General features: G+C 57.8%; 13 protein-coding genes. 3 read left to right on the top strand and 10 right to left on the bottom strand.

Annotated elements, in window-relative coordinates:
• Positions 1 to 505: 505 nt before the first annotated feature.
• The 5 genes from lspA to AC56KW_RS22710 are packed head-to-tail and all read right to left on the bottom strand — an operon-like array spanning position 506 to position 8224.
• Entirely contained in the window at positions 506 to 1009 is a 504-nt protein-coding gene (gene lspA, locus AC56KW_RS22730) for a signal peptidase II (RefSeq protein ID WP_205289050.1), read from the bottom strand.
• A 24-nt stretch (positions 1010 to 1033) separates the two neighbouring features.
• Positions 1034 to 2470 carry a dihydrolipoyl dehydrogenase gene (gene lpdA, locus AC56KW_RS22725; RefSeq protein ID WP_109343485.1) on the bottom strand — a complete coding sequence of 479 codons (1437 nt, stop codon included), beginning with the start codon at positions 2468 to 2470 and terminating at the stop codon, positions 1034 to 1036.
• A gap of 48 nt (positions 2471 to 2518) precedes the next feature.
• Positions 2519 to 5704, bottom strand: coding sequence for an efflux RND transporter permease subunit (locus AC56KW_RS22720; RefSeq protein WP_109343486.1), 3186 nt, complete (start codon positions 5702 to 5704; stop codon positions 2519 to 2521).
• Positions 5705 to 5740: 36 nt separating this feature from the next.
• Positions 5741 to 6973: an efflux RND transporter periplasmic adaptor subunit gene (locus AC56KW_RS22715; protein WP_109343487.1), complete on the bottom strand. Its 1233-nt coding sequence runs from the start codon at positions 6971 to 6973 to the stop codon at positions 5741 to 5743.
• 3 nt (positions 6974 to 6976) lie between these two features.
• On the bottom strand, positions 6977 to 8224 hold the full coding sequence (locus tag AC56KW_RS22710; protein ID WP_205289051.1) for a TolC family protein: 1248 nt from the start codon (positions 8222 to 8224) through the stop codon (positions 6977 to 6979).
• Between the two features lie 68 nt (positions 8225 to 8292).
• Here AC56KW_RS22710 and AC56KW_RS22705 point away from each other — a divergent pair, with 68 nt between their 5' ends.
• Entirely contained in the window at positions 8293 to 8706 is a 414-nt protein-coding gene (locus AC56KW_RS22705) for a MerR family transcriptional regulator (RefSeq protein WP_109343488.1), read from the top strand.
• A gap of 101 nt (positions 8707 to 8807) precedes the next feature.
• Positions 8808 to 9875: a cation efflux transmembrane domain-containing protein gene (locus AC56KW_RS22700; protein WP_109343489.1), complete on the top strand. Its 1068-nt coding sequence runs from the start codon at positions 8808 to 8810 to the stop codon at positions 9873 to 9875.
• A 103-nt stretch (positions 9876 to 9978) separates the two neighbouring features.
• Here the strand turns inward: AC56KW_RS22700 and AC56KW_RS22695 are convergent, their stop codons facing one another.
• From AC56KW_RS22695 to AC56KW_RS22675, 5 genes are all read right to left on the bottom strand, one after another.
• Positions 9979 to 11334: a TniQ family protein gene (locus AC56KW_RS22695; protein ID WP_109343490.1), complete on the bottom strand. Its 1356-nt coding sequence runs from the start codon at positions 11332 to 11334 to the stop codon at positions 9979 to 9981.
• Complete coding sequence (locus AC56KW_RS22690; protein WP_162819333.1) at positions 11331 to 12311, bottom strand: ATP-binding protein; 981 nt, start codon at positions 12309 to 12311, stop codon at positions 11331 to 11333. Before AC56KW_RS22690 ends, AC56KW_RS22695 begins: the two co-directional genes overlap by 4 nt.
• A gap of 1 nt (position 12312) precedes the next feature.
• The gene (locus AC56KW_RS22685) at positions 12313 to 14292 is read right to left on the bottom strand and encodes a hypothetical protein (RefSeq protein WP_162819334.1); all 1980 of its coding nucleotides are present in this window, start codon (positions 14290 to 14292) and stop codon (positions 12313 to 12315) included.
• A complete protein-coding gene (locus AC56KW_RS22680; protein WP_162819335.1) occupies positions 14289 to 14987 on the bottom strand; it encodes a hypothetical protein in 699 nt (232 codons plus the stop codon). The genes AC56KW_RS22685 and AC56KW_RS22680 overlap by 4 nt, the downstream gene beginning before the upstream one ends.
• Before the next feature lie 158 nt (positions 14988 to 15145).
• Positions 15146 to 15511 carry a helix-turn-helix domain-containing protein gene (locus tag AC56KW_RS22675; RefSeq protein WP_109343494.1) on the bottom strand — a complete coding sequence of 122 codons (366 nt, stop codon included), beginning with the start codon at positions 15509 to 15511 and terminating at the stop codon, positions 15146 to 15148.
• 1428 nt (positions 15512 to 16939) lie between these two features.
• On the opposite strand from AC56KW_RS22675, the gene AC56KW_RS22670 reads away from it, so the two are divergent.
• Complete coding sequence (locus tag AC56KW_RS22670; protein ID WP_497172907.1) at positions 16940 to 17074, top strand: hypothetical protein; 135 nt, start codon at positions 16940 to 16942, stop codon at positions 17072 to 17074.
• Position 17075: the final 1 nt, after the last annotated feature.

Below are 17075 nucleotides of genomic sequence, written 5' to 3'. Positions count from 1 at the left end.
GAACGGGTACGCTGCTTTCTGTTTTTTGGGCTTCTTGGTGGTCATCACTTCGGTCATGGAACAGTCCTTTCGGCATTATTTCATGACCCCGTTCCACACAGAAAATCTGACAGGCTCTCGCATGCCGATACACAAGTTGCGCTGCAGCCAGCTTCGAGCTGCACGTCTATCGGATTTGCAGCCCCGGTTACGTCGGATACCGCTGCGATGGCCGACGCGTCGTCGGAAATCACGCACCATCCTGCCGCCCAGCCAGTCTGTAAGGGCAAAAGCGCGAACAATATGATCAGAAACAGGCGCTTCATGGAGTCCTTGACTGCTCGGTTACGGAAGAGAACACTGGAGTATGGCAAATTTTACAACGCCCGCCGGGCAGAAACATGGGTCTCGAATTGTTGTAGATCTGATTATGTTTGTTCTGTATGGGCTGGATCGTCGCCCTGTTCAGACCGCCCCGCGCGACTGGCCATGCTTCGGGTGGCAGTGCGCGTCCAGGGGGCGATGACTATCGGGTCTTGTCGGATACCGGAGGTGCTGCACGGCCACCGAACAGCGCGTGCAAAACGATGAGCGTGGCGCCGACCGTGATCCCGATATCGGCGATGTTGAAAGCTGGCCAGTGATGCGCTCCTGCATGCACATCGATCCAGTCAACGACGCCCATCCGCGCAGTTCGGTCAACGAGATTGCCAACCGCTCCGCCAAGGATCATCGCCAGAGCGATCCTTTCCGCGGAGCCTGTTTCAGGTTTCCGGATCATCCGGACGATCAGGATCGACGCGAGTACGGCTACAACAATGAAAAGGTAGCGTTGCCATCCGCCGGCCGTGGCCAGAAGACCGAACGCCGCTCCCTGGTTGATCACATGGACGATGTTCAACAAGGGTAACAACTCGATCTGCTGGCCGTAGGCCAGATGTTCCACGATTGCGGCCTTGGTGACCAGGTCGGCAAGTGCGATAAGCCCGGCGACCAACACGGCAGCGAGCGGTGAAAAGGGTTTGGCCACTATCGGTTCCTATACAGTTGACGGTCAGATGTTCAGCGCACGCTTGTCGACAGCGAGCGACGCTTCCCTGATTGCTTCATACAATGTCGGGTGCGCGTGGCAGATCCGGGCAATGTCCTCCGAAGACGCCGAAAACTCGAGCGCCATTGCCGCTTCACCGATCATTTCCGACGCGAGCGAGCTGACGATATGCACGCCCAGCACAAGGTCCGACTCGGCATCGGCTAGGACCTTGACAAACCCCTGTGCGTCGCCGTGGCCGAGTGCGCGCCCGTTGGCCGAGAAAGGGAACTGTCCCGACTTGAATGCGCGGCCTTCGCGTGCCAGTTCCTGCTCCGTCTTGCCAACCCACGCGGCTTCGGGACTCGTGTAGATGATGAAGGGGATGGCGGCGTAATTCACCTGCCCGGATTGCCCTGCGACGATCTCGGCGACCATGATTCCCTCTTCCTCGGCCTTGTGCGCAAGCATTGGCCCGCGCACGACGTCACCGATGGCAAACAGGTTCGGCAATATCGTGCGGCAGTGTTCATCGACCGGCACATAGCCGCGCTGGTCAAGCTCCAGGCCAATTGCCTCGATTCCCAACCCATCCGTATTGGGCACGCGCCCGATCGCCACGATCACCTTGTCGCAAGCGAGCTCCTTGGCGGCGCCAGCACGGTCGCGATACGAAATCTGCACCCCGCCGCCGCTGAGCGCGATGCTGTCGATGCTCACGCCAAGGTCGAATTTCAGCCCTTGGCCAGACATCAGCTTGAGCATTTCCTTGGACACGGCGGTGTCGCAGCCGGGCAGGAAGTCCGGCATGGCGTCGAGCAGGGTGACATCCGCACCCAGGCGCCGCCACACTGAGCCTAGCTCGAGACCGATCACGCCGGCGCCAACCACACACAGGCGTTTCGGCACCTCGCGGAAATCGAGCGCTCCGGCGTTGTCGCAGATGATTGCATTGTCGATCCGGGTGCCTGGCAGCTGGCGCGGCTTCGACCCGGTGGCGATGATCACGTTACCCGCGCTGATCTCCTGCACGGAATTTTCGGCCGAGACTTCCAGGGAATATACCCCGTCCTGCATCCCGACGAAGCGCGCGCGCGCCTTGATAAAGTCGACCTTGTTCTTCTTGAACAGGTATTCGATCCCTTTGGCCATTTTCGAGACCACCCCGTCCTTCCGATCGATCATCTTGTCGACCTCGATCGCCGCGCCGCCAGTGGTGATACCGTGCTCGGCGGTGTGGTGGACGACCTGTTCGTACAGGTGGCTCGACGCAAGCAATGCCTTGGATGGAATGCATCCCACGTTCAGGCAGGTTCCTCCGGGGCGCGCCTGGCCGTCGGGTGCGGCGTAAGGATTCGATTCAATGCAGGCCACGGACAAGCCGAGTTGTCCGGCGCGGATTGCGGCGATGTACCCGCCTGAACCCGCGCCAACGATGACCAGGTCGTATTGCGCTTTCATGTGATTCCTTCCAATGTTCGAGTCCTTGCGTTCACTCTACTGGACTGTTCAAATTCCCTCCGCCACGTTCTCGGGCGGACGGGCGAAGCGCTGGTAAAGCGTCGGCAGCACGAACAGCGTCAGGATCGTAGCGGAGATCAGGCCTCCGATCACAACGGTGGCCAACGGCCGCTGCACCTCGGCGCCGGCGCCGGTTGCCAATGCCATCGGGACGAAGCCCAGCGATGCGACCAGTGCCGTCATCAAGACGGGGCGCAGGCGCCGCAGCGCACCTTCGCGCACCGCTTGTGCCCACGGAAGCTGTTTCGCCACGTCGTCGATCGAGCCCACCATTACCAGCCCGTTGAGGACAGCGACGCCGGACAGTGCGATGAATCCAACGGCCGCCGAGATCGAAAACGGCATGCCACGCAGCCAGAGTGCGGCGATACCCCCGATCAGGGCGAGAGGCACGCCCGTAAACACGACCGCGGCCGAACGCCAAGACCCAACAGCCGAGTACAGCAACGCGATGATGAGCGCGAAGCAGGCTGGTACCACGACTGCCAAACGCATCCGCGCACGCTCGAGGTTCTCGAATTGCCCGCCCCAGGTAATCCATGCACCGGCGGGCACCCGTACGTCCGCGTTGATGCTTGCGCGCGCTTCGCTGACCACGCTGGCGATGTCACGTCCGCGCACGTTGGCCTGTACCACGACGCGACGCTTGCCGTTCTCGCGACTGATCTGGTTCGGTCCCTTGGCCGTCTCCAGCGCGGCCACCGACCCCAGCGGCACGAAACTGCCGCTTGGCGTCAGCACTGGCAACTGGCGCAAGGCTTCCACATCGTTCCTGCTGGTCTCACCCAGTTTCACCACCACGTCGAAGCGCCTGTCGCCTTCATAGATGGAACCAGCCTCCCGGCCCGCGATGGCTGCCGCCAGTGTGTCGTGCACGTCCTGAGCGGATAATCCAACCCGCGCCATGGCGTCGCGGTCCAGCCGCACATCGAGCAGCGGAAGCCCCTGCACCTGCTCTACCCGGACGTCCTCCGCGCCCTCGACCGCACGCAGTTTTTCGGCAACCTGCTCGGCGGTGCGGATCATGGCGTTGAAATCGTCGCCGTAGACCTTGACGGCAATGTCGCCCCGTACGCCGGCCAGCAGTTCGTTGAAGCGCATCTGGATCGGCTGGGTCAGCTCGTAGTTCTGGCCCGGGATGCCTGCAACCGCCTTCTCGATCTTCTCAACCAGCTCGGCCTTGCTCATCCCGGGTTCCGGCCATTCCGAACGGTCTTTAACGATGACAAAGGTGTCCGTGATATTCGGCGGCATAGGGTCGGCGGCCAGTTCAGCCGTACCTGTTCGGGAGAAGACCAGCTTTACCTCGGGCAGCTTGCCGACCGCCTTCTCGACAGCGAACTGCATCGCCTGGCTCTGGTCCAGGGAGGTTCCGGGAATGCGGGCGACCTGCAGCAACACGTCTTTCTCGTCGAGGGTCGGGAGAAATTCCTGGCCCAGCGTTGTAAACAGACCCAGCGCGCCCGCAAAACCGACGGTCGCTAGTACGCCGGTCAGCTTGGGCTTCGCGAGTGCACGGTCCAGCCAAGGTGCATAGGACGTGGATACGGCTTTGACCAGTCGGTTTTCCTTTTCATTGACATGGCGCGAAAGCCATAGCGCGATCGCCGCCGGCACAAAGGTAAGAGAAAGAATGAAAGCGAATACCAGGGCCAGAATCACCGTTACCGCCATCGGTGCGAACATCCGGCCTTCCACCCCCTGGAACGTCAACAGGGGGACATAGACGAGAATGATGATCGCCTGGCCATAGACGCTTGGCCTGATCATTTCGCGCGCGGCGGCCGCAACGGTATCAAGGCGCTCCGCTTTGGTAAGAGTTTTGCCAGTCGCATGCTGGTGTTCGGCGATGCGGCGCAGCGCGTTCTCTACGATGATCACGGCGCCATCGACAATCAGGCCGAAGTCCAGCGCGCCCAGGCTCATCAAATTTGCCGAGAGTCCCGCCTCGAGCATGCCCGCCGAGGTCAGGAGCATGGTGACCGGAATAACGGCTGCGGCGATCAGCGCCGCGCGCAGGTTTCCGAGTAGCGCGAACAGGACGGCGATCACCAGAAGCGCGCCTTCGGTCAGATTGGTTGCCACGGTCTTGATGGTGGCATCGACCAGCCGAGTGCGGTCGAGGACTGGCCGGATGAGCAAGTCGGGCGGCAAGGAATGTGCGATTTCCTTGAGTCGGACATCGACGGCGGCGGCAACGGTCCGGCTGTTCTCGCCAATGCGCATCACGGCCGTACCGACGACGACCTCTTGGCCGCCTTCGGACGCCGAGCCGAAACGCACCTCCTGCCCCAGGCCGACGCTAGCGACGTGCGACACCAGCACTGGCGTGCCGTTACGGGTGGTGATGACGGTCTTTGCCAGTTCTTCGGATGAGGTGATGCGCGCATCGGCCTTGACGGTGAGGGCCTCTCCGTTCTGGACGACGACGCCGGCGCCGGCGCTCGTGTTATTGCGCTCCAATGCCTCGCCCAGCATCGTCAGGCTGATGCCCAGGGCCGCTAGTCGTTGCGGATCCGGCGTGACCACATACTGCTTGACGTAGCCCCCGATGACGTCGACGCCCGCCAGCCCTTCGGTATTCTTGAGCTGCGGTGCGACGATCCAGTCCTGCACCGTGCGCAGGTAGGTAGCCTTCTCAACAGCGCCGCGCAGCACTTCCCGTTCCGGGGTGATATAGCTTCCGTCCGCCTGCAAGCCGGCCGACGTACCGACTTTCTGGGCCGGCTTGGAGGCGTACTCCACCGTCCACATGTAGACGTCGCCAAGCCCGGTCGCGATCGGACCCAGGCTCGCAGTAGCACCCGGGGGCAAGTTGCGCTCGACGGCGCGCAGCCGCTCCGCTATCTGCTGGCGAGCAAAATAGATATCCGTGCCGTCCTTGAAGACCGTCGTGACCTGTGCAAATCCATGCCTGGTCAACGAGCGCGTGGATTCCAGTCCGGGAATGCCGGCAAACGCCGTCTCGATCGGATAGGTGACCTGTCGTTCGACGTCGGCCGGCGCGAGCGCCGGTGCGACGACGTTGATCTGCACCTGCGTGTTGGTGATATCCGGTACCGCGTCGATCGGCAGGCGCGTCAGTGCGAATGCGCCGAGGATCGACAGCAGGATGGTGGCGATGAGGACGTGCCACCGCCGCGCAACGGAAAAGTTGACGATGCGAGCAATCATGGTTGGGTATCCTTCAGGAGCCGTTGAACGAGGAAATCAGTCATCGTCCCCTGCCTCTCCCTTGCCATGCTCCGCCTTCAGCAGATAAGTATTGCTGACCGCAATCTGTTCCTTGCCGTCGAGGCCGGACACCACCTTGACGTAGCCGGCCGCGTTACCGCCGAGGACGACGCGCTTGATCGCGAACCCTTCTTTCTCCCGGACGAACACGCTCGGCTTGTCCTCCACCGTCTGCACGGCGGTCCGTGGAATGGCCAGCTGGGTGCCGCCGGTACCGCCCTCGAGCGCGATCGATGCCCTGACCGTCTCGCCGATGCGCCAGCTTCCCTCCCCGTTCGACAGCCGTGCAATGGCGCGTACCTGGCGGGTGGCGGGATCGAGGACGCGCGATACGTGGGTGATGCGGCCTGCGCCGGTGCGGCCATCAATCGACACGTCCACCGCAGTGCCGACGGTGACGCGGGCGGCGTCGTTCGGCGACAGCGAAAGCTCGACGGCCAGTTCGTTGAGGTCGGCCACTTCGAACAGATGTGCGTCCGGCGCGACGATGTCGCCCAGGGCGATCTGCCGCGCCGTGACGTTGCCCTTGATCGGGGAGCGCAGCATCAGCCGGTTAAGCTGCCCTCCGCCCGTTCCCCCGGCGGCGGCGAGTTGTTGCTCGGCCAGGCGAAGGCGGGTGCGTGCTTCTTGCGCGGCATTGCGCGCAATTTCGAATTCCTGTCGCGAGGTGACTTTTTCGCCAAACAGACGTTCTTCGCGCGCGAACGTGGCTTGCGAGAGCTCGTACTGCCGCTTGGCGATTTCAACGTCGGCCCTGAGCTGGGCTACGTCACGGCTTTCGATTACAGCCAGCACGTCGCCCCGAGCGACCGGGTCGCCCAGGTTGCGCCGGACCTCGACAACCCGGCCGCCAACGGCGCTCGAGACGACGGCTGCATGCTTCGGGTCTGCCGCGATGACTGCAGGCGCCTCGACCGCCCCAGCGAAGGACTGTCGAACCGGCATGATCTCGATACCCGCGGCTTTGATTTGCTGGTCCGATAGCGATACAAAATCTTCCTTGGCTTCGGCTTCGCCTTCTCTCTCCGCAGCTTCGCCCCGCTCGCCGGCTTCGCCGCTCTTCTCGGCCTTCTCGGCTTTCTCGCCTGAGGCGGTCGCCGTTTTTTCACCCTGTTCGGCCGCTACTTTAGGGGCTGTTTCTGGCTTGGGGGAGCATGCGCTCAACAGGATCATCGCGGCGCACAGGCCCGATCGGAATACCGCTTGCATGGGTCAATCCTTATAAATTGGAGAGTTGGAACCTTGGAGCCGAGCCAGACGTGCCCGGGCAGTATGGAGTGCTGCGAGCGCGTCGACCGAGCTTTCGCGGGTTTCGGCCAAAGAGCGCTCGGCCTCGATCAATTCGAGTTGCGGGAATTTTCCTTCGGCGTATCCGATCCTCGCGATGCGCGCCGCTTCTTCTGCGGCGGCGAGCGCGGGGCCATTGGCGGCCCGTGCGGCCGCCAATGCGTCGGCCACCTCGGCTTCCGCCTGCGCGCTGGATTGCTCGAATTGCAGTGCGACGCCGCGGCGCGCGGCGGAAGCCCGATCGAATTCCGCCCGCGAGCGCGCCAGCGCGGCCGTGCCCTGATTGAACAATGGCAGTGGGACCGACAGGCCGAGCACAGCGGCCTTGTCGGACGATTCGCCGTAACGGCGCATGCCTGCGGTCAGCGTTACGTCCGGTATCCGGTCGCGCCTGGCCGCATCGACGCGAGCTTCCGCAGCGGCCACCTCGGCCTCTGCTGTTGCGATCGCCAACCCCTGCCCTGCTGCCGGCGTCATCTCGCTGCGTTCTATTTGCTCGAACCACGTGGACGCGATCGTGAGCGGCATCGCCGTGCCTGTCAGCCGTGCGACCGTTTTCTGGGCCAGTTCGGCGGCGCGTAGTGCTTTGCCCAGACGAACCTCCGTATTGATTCGCAGCACGTCCGCCCTTTGCTCCTCTATTGGAGATGCTTTTCCGACGCGCACCCGTTCGCGTGCTGCATGGTGAGCACGCGCAGCCAGTTCATGACCAGCTTTTGCGATCGCGACATAGCGCTCGTTGGCAGCAAGGGTAACGAACGCCTCGGTAATCAGAAATGTCAGCTCCGCTTCCGCGGAGCGCGCCCCAATACCGGCGGCGGCCCGTTCAGCCTGGGCCACGCGCATCCTCGCGCCGCGTTTACCACCGAGCTCCAAGGGCATTGACAGCGCGACCGTCTTTTCTCCCCCACCGAAACCGGAGTAGCGTCCCGATCCCAAGACATTTTCAGCCTCAAGGGAAAGTGTCGGGTTCGGTCGAAGTCCAGACTGGCGTACATTGGCATCGGCGATGCGCAAGGCTGCGTCAGCGCCCTGCAATTGCGGCGCGTGGAGTCTAGCCCGTGCGACGGCCTCGGCAAGCGTCAGTGGAGTGCCCTCAGCAAAGGCAGAGCCTGCGGCCATACACATGACCAACAGGGTCGTGGCGACAGAAGCATTGATCTTGATGCGCATGATTGGATTTGCTTGACGGATTAATAAATGAGCTTTATAAACCTTGAAGCCACTTTAATGTCAAGCATATGTCACGCACATTTACGATAGGACAGCTGTCCGCTGCGGCGCAGATGCCCCCAGCGACGATTCGCTATTACGAGAAAATTGGGTTGCTCGACTCTCCATCCCGCTCCGGCAGCAACTACCGGCTGTACGGGAGCGAGGATGTAGCCCGCCTGAGCTTTGTTCGCCGTGCACGGGAGATCGGGTTCACGGTCGACCAAGTTCGAAGCCTGTTGGCCTTCTCCGACCAGCGAGACGGCGACTGCTGCGCCGTGACAGCGCTGACAGAACAACACCTTGCCGAGGTCGAGCAAAAGATCAGAGACCTCAACTTATTGAAAGAACATCTTTCCCGTCTGCTGGTTTCATGCCGGGGCGGTCGATTTGCCGATTGCGGCATCATTGATGCCCTCGCGCCGGCGGGACAAGCCGGGTAGCTCACTCAGCGTGGTGCCAATCACAGGTCCTGAGCACACTTGACCTTGAAGCTGGTTGAAGGTTTACCCTCCAATAACCAGCCATCAAAAAACTCACTTTCATGACACAAAATCAGACCACGCCTTCTAGCGGCCTTGAAACCGAGCTGTTCGTCTCCAAAATGGACTGTCCGTCTGAAGAAAACTTGATTCGGATGGCTTTGGACAAAGTCGACGGCATCGATCATATCGCCTTCGACCTAAATACCCGAACCGTCAGAGTGCTCCACCGTGGGAGCGCAGATATCCTTTTCGACGTCCTTCAACCATTGCGACTGGGGGTGGAGCTTCGCAGCTCACGTCCGGCTGAGCCACGCTCTACCGTACAACGCACGATCAGCACGCTCGCAATACCGAAGATGGACTGCCCGTCTGAGGAGAACATGATCCGCATGGCGGTAGCTGATGTCGAAAGCATACATTCGCTCAACTTCGATCTCTCGGCAAGGCAGCTCCACGTAGCACACTCGGGAAACATCGATCCTATATTGTCGAAGCTGACACGATTAGACTTGGGCGCCCACCTGATCAGTTCCCGTCCAGACCTGTCCCAATCGACTAGCGGCTCCGATAAAGCTGGAGACGCGTCAGAGGCGAAGACGTTGCGGCTGCTGCTGGCTATAAATGCTGTGATGTTCGTGGTCGAACTCACATGGGGGTTAATCGCAGAATCCGCAGGATTAGTAGCCGATTCGCTCGACATGTTCGCCGATGCAGCAGTCTATGGTTTAGCGTTATACGCTGTTGGGCGCGCGGCTGCGCTAAAAACTCGTGCGGCCCACGTGGCTGGGTGGCTTCAACTCGTGCTCGCACTAGGTGCGCTGAGTGAAGTGGTTCGACGTTTCTTCTTTGGCAGTGAACCCGAATCTGTTTTGATGATGAGTGTCGGAACCGTAGCCCTCATTGCTAACGCTGCCTGCCTGATTTTGATCGCCAAGAAACGTGATCGGGGTGCGCATATGAAGGCAAGTTATATATTTTCCGCCAACGACGTTATCGCCAATCTCGGCGTGATCGCTGCTGGAGTGTTGGTTACCTGGACTGGTTCGCCTTACCCCGATCTTGTTGTGGGCACCATCATCGCCGTCATCGTGCTCACTGGTGCGCGCCGGATCCTTAAACTGAGGTAGCGGTAAAGCGTTTTTGTTGCATGAATGGCTGACCGGTAGGTGGCGAGCTGCCACCACCGGTCATGGAAGCTACTTTATTATCCGGTTTCACCCACCTATGGCATCAGGGAGACAGACTAAGCCGAAGTCCATCAACAGCTGGGAAGGCGACCTTACCAATAATATAGTCACCATTACTTCCGTCGAACTTCACATCAACATGACTCATTGTCGCGGTTTCTCTTCTGAAGTCGCCAACTCTTTTCCTCCCATCCCGCACAGCGACTAGCCACCAATAGAACGCTGCATACTCAGCGATAAACTGCGCCCGCCAACATATCCTTACCCGCTGTGCAAACTCGTTCCCATAAGGGAATCCCACATTCCAGTCCTGGAAATCTGCTTGGTCTGGCGATGCATGCATCACACTAAAATAGGTCTCGTAGCTATTTCTGAGCATGATGAAGGCTAATAATTTCATGTTGCAGCCGCTCGGAGAATTCAGAAGGTCTTTGATGGATTCGGCTCGATGACGAACATAGTCCTCATCGTCGAACGGTTCCGATTCTGCGATTACGCGAAGTAACCGTCGTAGCGTTGCACGATAAACCTTTATTGCAAGACTAAGTTTTTCAGTTTTCCAACGCTTCGGAAAAAGGACGCTTTTCATAGGGTCGCATCGTTCAAGAGCGATTTTCCAAGTCAAGACCACGAGTTGGGGAACTTCGCGTGTCGTGAAAGGTAGCGTTGCCGGCGGGGGGACTTGGTGAATAACCCACTGTAGCCATGTAGTTTCAGGCCTCAACCACGGCGAGAAATGATATGCCCGTGAAGACAAAAATGATTCCAGCTGATTGCGTACTGCTGTCGACTCCTCCCACCAATGATCAAGACTTTCAAAAGCTCGCGCGTATTCCCTTTTGCTTTGCTGTATCTCCAACCGAGCATCCACGCTCAATCCAACGCCTGAGATGGGACCGTTGCAGTGCGGGCAGACGTATGGCCTGCTTAGGATCTCTTGATGAAATCCATAAGTGGGCAAATGCTTGCCGCACGAGTAACAAGTATCGCGCAGTGCTGCTCCATCTAGCGGGCAGTGGGAGAGGAACTTCGATTGATGCCAGAAGCTATGATAAAGATGCCCTAGACATAGGGGACAATAGCGAAACGCAGTATTCCACCATATAGACCTATGTTTTTCAGATGATGATCCGAATACCTCTTTTTCACTCGGCTCATCAATCCACCAGCTGCTGTGGCTGAACACGTCCGGGTCGAAACCACGCTTATAGGAAAAAGTGGCATGCTCTTTCTGATAGCCCGCACCGTGCGTGCAATGGGTAAGCAGTTCTTTTACTCCGAGGCCGTTACGCCATGCGAATCGCCATATTGAGGAGACCATCGATTCTTCCGGCAAGGGAACCAAATCGAGCGCGGCGTTGGAAGGAAACTCTCTAACGGCGTTATCGTAAATCTTCATCGCGGTCTCCCTTGTGCCCGCTTGGCCTCACCTTTCATTTCGGCAATTGAGTCCGCCAAAAGTGCAAAGTCAACAGCGTCGTCCCAAGCTTCCGAGCTTGGAAAAACCCCCGGTGCGTCGCGATGGTGCTGGACCGTGAGATAGCGCCGTAGTGCCGTGAAGAATTGTCGGGCTGGAAAACCCACTTTGTGGACCGAATGCGGGGAACATTTTTTCACAGCGTCGAAAAACCTTGTGGTTTCGTTTTCCAGCCGAAATCCAGCGTCCCAGGCAGTCGGCATAAAGAACTGGGTCCAGGTCTGGGAAGTTTCAGCGGGCCAGACGGAACTATCATACTGAGCAAAAATTGACGCCACATCTTCCTTATACGAGAATGCTCGAAACGATTGACGGCGCCGTGCAAATCTAGAGATGAGGTCAGACTTGCCCATCTCCCGAAGGTGGCCAATAACGTCGGAAAAATCTGGGTCCTGTCCCATCATGATCGTTACCAACTGGACGCCTTCACGGTCCAGCTCGTTATAGATATCTTTCAGGAAGAGGAAATCTTCGAGACGCATGGCATTTGCTTCATCGATAAGGAGCACGACAAACGGTGACTGATATACTCGAGCCAGATCAATGAGGCGTCGCACAAGTCGGTGGCGCAGGTCGAAGGTCTCGCCACGAAGTTCCGGGTGACCTACCGCAGTAAGAAAATGTTTGAAGAATGCCCGGATCGATGAAACCTGCTGGTTCCAACTGTTATGCCGGATCACGACCAACTCGGGCATGCGGTCACGCAGTAGATGTTCGAGTAGTACAAGCGCGCGAGTCTTTCCTACACCGCTTTGCGCAGTGAAACAGCAACCGCTTTCGCGCACGAGCAGGATGTGGCGGACGATTTGGTAGAGTTCCTTGATTGGTTCGGTCAATAGGACAGTATTTCGATTAAATGCAGGATGGTCGATCGTCAGTAGGTTAGCGAATGCAGTCAATTTAATCTCCTAAATAAGTAGGACCAGTCTTGGGAGCTTCGAAATCGAAGAAGCTACCGGTCTTTGGCAAGATTGAAGGTGGGGAAGGTATCAGTGAGTCCCCTAGCGCCGCTTTATCACCGATGCGCTTTTGATCGGCCTGGACCTTGGAAAGGGAGAGCGCTTCCTTAGAAGCGCGCTTGGCGTTTCGAGCACGCTTGCTGCGTTCGCGCAGTTCGTCCGCCTTGCCATCGCACCAGCGTGCCGCCACTGACGTCGAATTCTCATGCAGGCGTTGCGACAGACCTGCCTGGTTCATAAGTGCACGGTTACGCCAGGAAATATGGTGTCCTTGCTTGTTCGCCGGGCCCTGCAGAGCGCCGAGCTGTTCGCCCGTCTCGAGTACGGTCGCATTTGCGACCTGGACATCGCGTCGATCGCAGTAGACGATGAGTTGCCGGTCGATGAGGTCGTAGGCGTTCGCAAGCGCGGCGTTTGTATATTTCCATCGCCCGAGAGTCACATGAGGCCGGATGTTATTCTTGCGGCTGCCGCAAACCTTAACAACTTCGACATGAGAAAGAAGCTTCAAGTCTTGCTGCGCCGGAATGGGTAAAGGCTGCAGAAACACTCCCGAATCGGAGCGATTCAAGCCATGCTGGAGCGCTCCTATCGGCGAAGAGAAATTGTTACCCTCATTCCCTTCCTCGTTGTGCTCTCTGATGCAGGCATAAATGACATCAATGAGGTCACGTATGGTGATCTCGAACTTCACGGCCTGCTCGACGGGCTTATTGCGGCGCGTGTCTTTTGGCCCAGACCCGAATGTGGAAGGCAGTCTTTTTAAACCACGCTCGCTCAGTTTGCCAAAAATCCTTTCAACTGGATGCCTACGCCACCACGCCTTGACCGGACCGAAATTGATCGCACAACCGAGTGTACGGATTATGTTATCGACGACTTCGGTCGCCGCATTCGACCATGCGTTATCCATTTTCAGGACGCCGAAGCCCTGGAACGCTATCTCGGGCATGATTTGTATGGGGAAAACCTTGCCGTCAACAGTTAATGGGCAAGTAGCCGCATCGCTTTCTTCGGCCGGTGGACGTATCGCGGACTCGACCACCTCTAGCACACTGTCCCCGCTCGGGTTCCCCTCGAGCGCTACAAACGCGCCCAGCACAAGATTCCATCGCTCCTCAATAAGAAAGCCGATGTGCCAGCGAGCAAGCGGTACTGGCAAGCGTCCGCCATCTTCGGTCTCCAGGATCAGAACTGAAGCTGCGTCGACTTTATGGAAATCTAATTGGCAGGCGCCATAGCCGCGAAGCTGCGGAAAAAGGCTGCGCCTCCCAGAACCGACCCCATGTCGACGCGCCGCTTCCTCTCCAGAGCGAGCCGAGAACCAGCGCGTTGCGTTCTCGCTCAGCAAACCGATACAAAATTGCCGAAGAGACTTGTATCCGCAATTCTTCGTACTGAATGGCCAGTCCTCCGACGTAAAACCCAGTGAGCGTAGCTGGTCAAGAAATTCACCATGAAGCTCGGCGTAGCTGATCCGAACTACTCGAACCGAACGCTCTCCAGTGCCAAGAAAGCGGTTCCGAATGTGTAGCTCCACTTCGGGAAATCGCGCGAACAGCTGCGATAGAGCACCTGCACACCCACCCGATCCTTCACCTAGCTCATGGACAACTGGAGCACGTCGCTCGTAGCCGCGCAAACGCTTCCAAGGCACCAGCGCACGAAAGCCGGCGATCGTGCCGTCCTCACCACCAGCCATGCATCGGCCAACCAGGTAGAAAATCTTCTGGCGCGGTATCGCCGTAGCAGCTGTGATCTGTTCGTGCGCTACTCCGTCCGCGTACATTGCGACAGCCAGCTTACGAGGTCGGTAAATACGCAGGATTTCTTCGTTCAGGACTTCCTCATCAGGTGCTGGCCACTGCGACAAGTTCGCAAAGGCAGCAGGAATAAGGGTCCGGCTACGTGGGACACTCATGACCGCACCCGGTCGAGTTGCGAGTGAGTTCCGAATAGGCGGCGAGTCAGATCGGTATGCACCGTGCCTTCCTGGAGCGCCCTGGCCACCACGGCAAGCATGATGCTCCGATCGGCCCGGGCGTCGGCCAAGACATCCTGTACGCGCAACGCGCCATGTCGAGACATTAATGCCAAGAACAGCTCGGTTTCGCGATACGTGGGATAAGCTTTGACACGGGTCATGATTGCGCAGAGCATGAGCCAGTTGTCCAGGAAGACTTCTTTCCCAAGCAGTTCAAGTTCGCTGCGCGCATGAACTTCTACACCGGCCGATGATGCCTTCTCTCGCAGACCCTCCGGAATCGAGGGATCACTTTCCTTGCCTGATGAAGAGCGCCCAGAACGAGCTATGACGATCCAATGCTCAGCGCCGTCGCGGCTGCGTACCCTGACATAGCCGGCATCACTGTTTGAAGCAACTTTAAAAGGATCATCGACGAGTTCGTAACCAGCAACGCCCGTATCACCTTCAAGTAGCATCAAGTGCATGAAGGGCACGTCACCGGACACGGTAAGGCGGCGATTGTTCTTGGGGGAATCGAAGATCCAGAGATTCGATACCTTGGCCGCGCGTTTGCGTATCACGGACAAAGGCGTAAAAGTTTCCCGCGCATGTGCACTTGCGCAAACGGGTTCTAAGACTGCTTTCACCATTGCTCTACCCTCCAGTTAATAGACGGATGCAGCTTTTTTGAAAACAACAGTTGACCGTCCGGCCGGAGAGCGATATCTTAGAATTTCCACGTTCGAAGATACTATCTCGGCCAGAAAGCGGCGGATCTCAGTTGTAGGGGGTTCGTCGTTTTCTACATTTATTCCTCCTTAAGGATCGCTGCGATACGCGCCGCTTGCTCGTGTGTAATCCTGGGCGCCGATTGAATCAATGACTTCACGAGTGGTGCTATAGAGGTCGAGGCCACAGAACTGTGACAAGTCGCGGCGCACCGATCTGCAACCGCGACAGCGAACAAACGGTGCGACTCAGCGTCGCTCAGTTCCAGCGCCTCGACGATGCGGCACAAGAGGAGCGTCGAAGGCGGCCCCTTTCTTGAATTCTCCAGCTGCGAGTAGTAGCCTCTACCCAATCCGGCACGAGAGGCAACGTCTGCTTGCGTCACGCCTGTGCGAATTCTTAGGGCATACAATTCACTGCCAAAGTTAGTTTCGGCTGCTCGCATGTTTTAAGGCGGAAGCTGATTTTGAGTGCGAATGCAGTTTATACAACTGCTTTCGGTATTCCGCAAGCAAAATATTCCCTGGGTTTAGATAATGCTGGCGATACTGCTTTCTCTGCTACGACGACCGCCCCAGATAATATCTGCGTTGGTGTTCCAAAGGCTGCACCACGTATATTCAGTTGCGAGACAAGAACGCGGTGCTCGTAAGGGCAGATGTCTAGATAACGCCTGGTCGATTCGCCAAAAACTAACTTTTTAGGGCGCCGTTGCTTGGCCCGAGGGTGCCGTTTCTCCATCTCTACGAGGACAGAGCATCTGTGTGGCAAAGCGCCTTCGCGCGCAAACCTGAAAAGTAACTTTTTGCGACGTCAACAACCAACTACGGATTATCTAGATAACGTCTAGACGAATCGCTCAAAACTAACTTTTAAGGCGACGCTGCTTGGCCTAGGGTTCGGTTTTGCCATGCCTACGAGGACAGTGGGTCGGTCCCGTAGCGATCCTCCGCGCCAAGCACCTGAAAAGTAACTTTTTCCGACATCAATAACTAACTATGGATCAAATCGGCGTAGCCGAGTCGGCAGCTCTACCAAGGAGCATTATGATTACTCCTGGAAATTGGTATTTCGATAAGGAAAATTGAATGCGATTGATGCTCGATGTTTTGCTAAATCCATGAAGCTTGAACTTCGTACGGAGGGTGACTATTGCGAGGATATTTGAAAGCTGAGCTGGTTTCAATTTGCCCAGTGCTGCCAACGTCTTGCTAACTAGCAGGTCAAGGAAAATGCGGGGATGTGCGCTAAGTCTACATCTATAGGTTTGAATTCGATCCCATCAACTAAGTCACCATATTTAGGTACAATGTTGCCGACGAGAGAAATGCCGAAGTACTCAAAATAGATGACTCTTGCACGAATCCCAAACAATTCAGTCACTTAGTCGAAAATTACGTCACCTGATTTAGGTACGAGTACTAGAATTTTCCGAAGTAAGACGCTCAGTTTGCTCAAAGTAGATTTCTCAGATGTCCTGATCTGCATCGACCTGCCACATTTAATTCCATCGCAGGCAGGCTTGTTTAACTCCATCGCAGGCAGGCTTGTATCCCAAGTATGTGTCAAGTCGCGCGTGGCGCGGTATGCCTCCGGATATTTAGGGATCAACTAGTGCTACGAATATGCTTCTGTACTCATGTAGCTAGGCGCCGACGGCAGTCGCGGCAGCGGACTGGGTTTGCACTGGCTAGCCGTAAGAAATAGCGATACGTTCTTGATTACGTCATCGTATGTCCTAGGATAAAAGCAGACTTGGCGTTACCGGTAGCCAGGCCAAAGACCGGGCTTCGGTCCGAATGACTGGTCAGGCAAGGTTGCGCCAGCTGACGCCCGCCCCGCGCCGGCTAACCGGGCGACGAGGGAGGAAGCCATGAAATTCGTAATCGGTATCGCATTGCTGGTCGCCGGCATCACGCACCATGGCCCTGCCCCTGCAGGCGGCGAACAGGCCAGCGACCGCGCCGCGCAAGCCACACAGGCGCCCGCGGCCAATGCCAAAGACTAGT

It is taken from the genome of Telluria sp. RT2P19 (assembly GCF_059685725.1).
The sequence above is the reverse complement of the archived record's forward strand: the minus strand, read 5'-3'. Positions and strand labels throughout refer to the sequence as shown.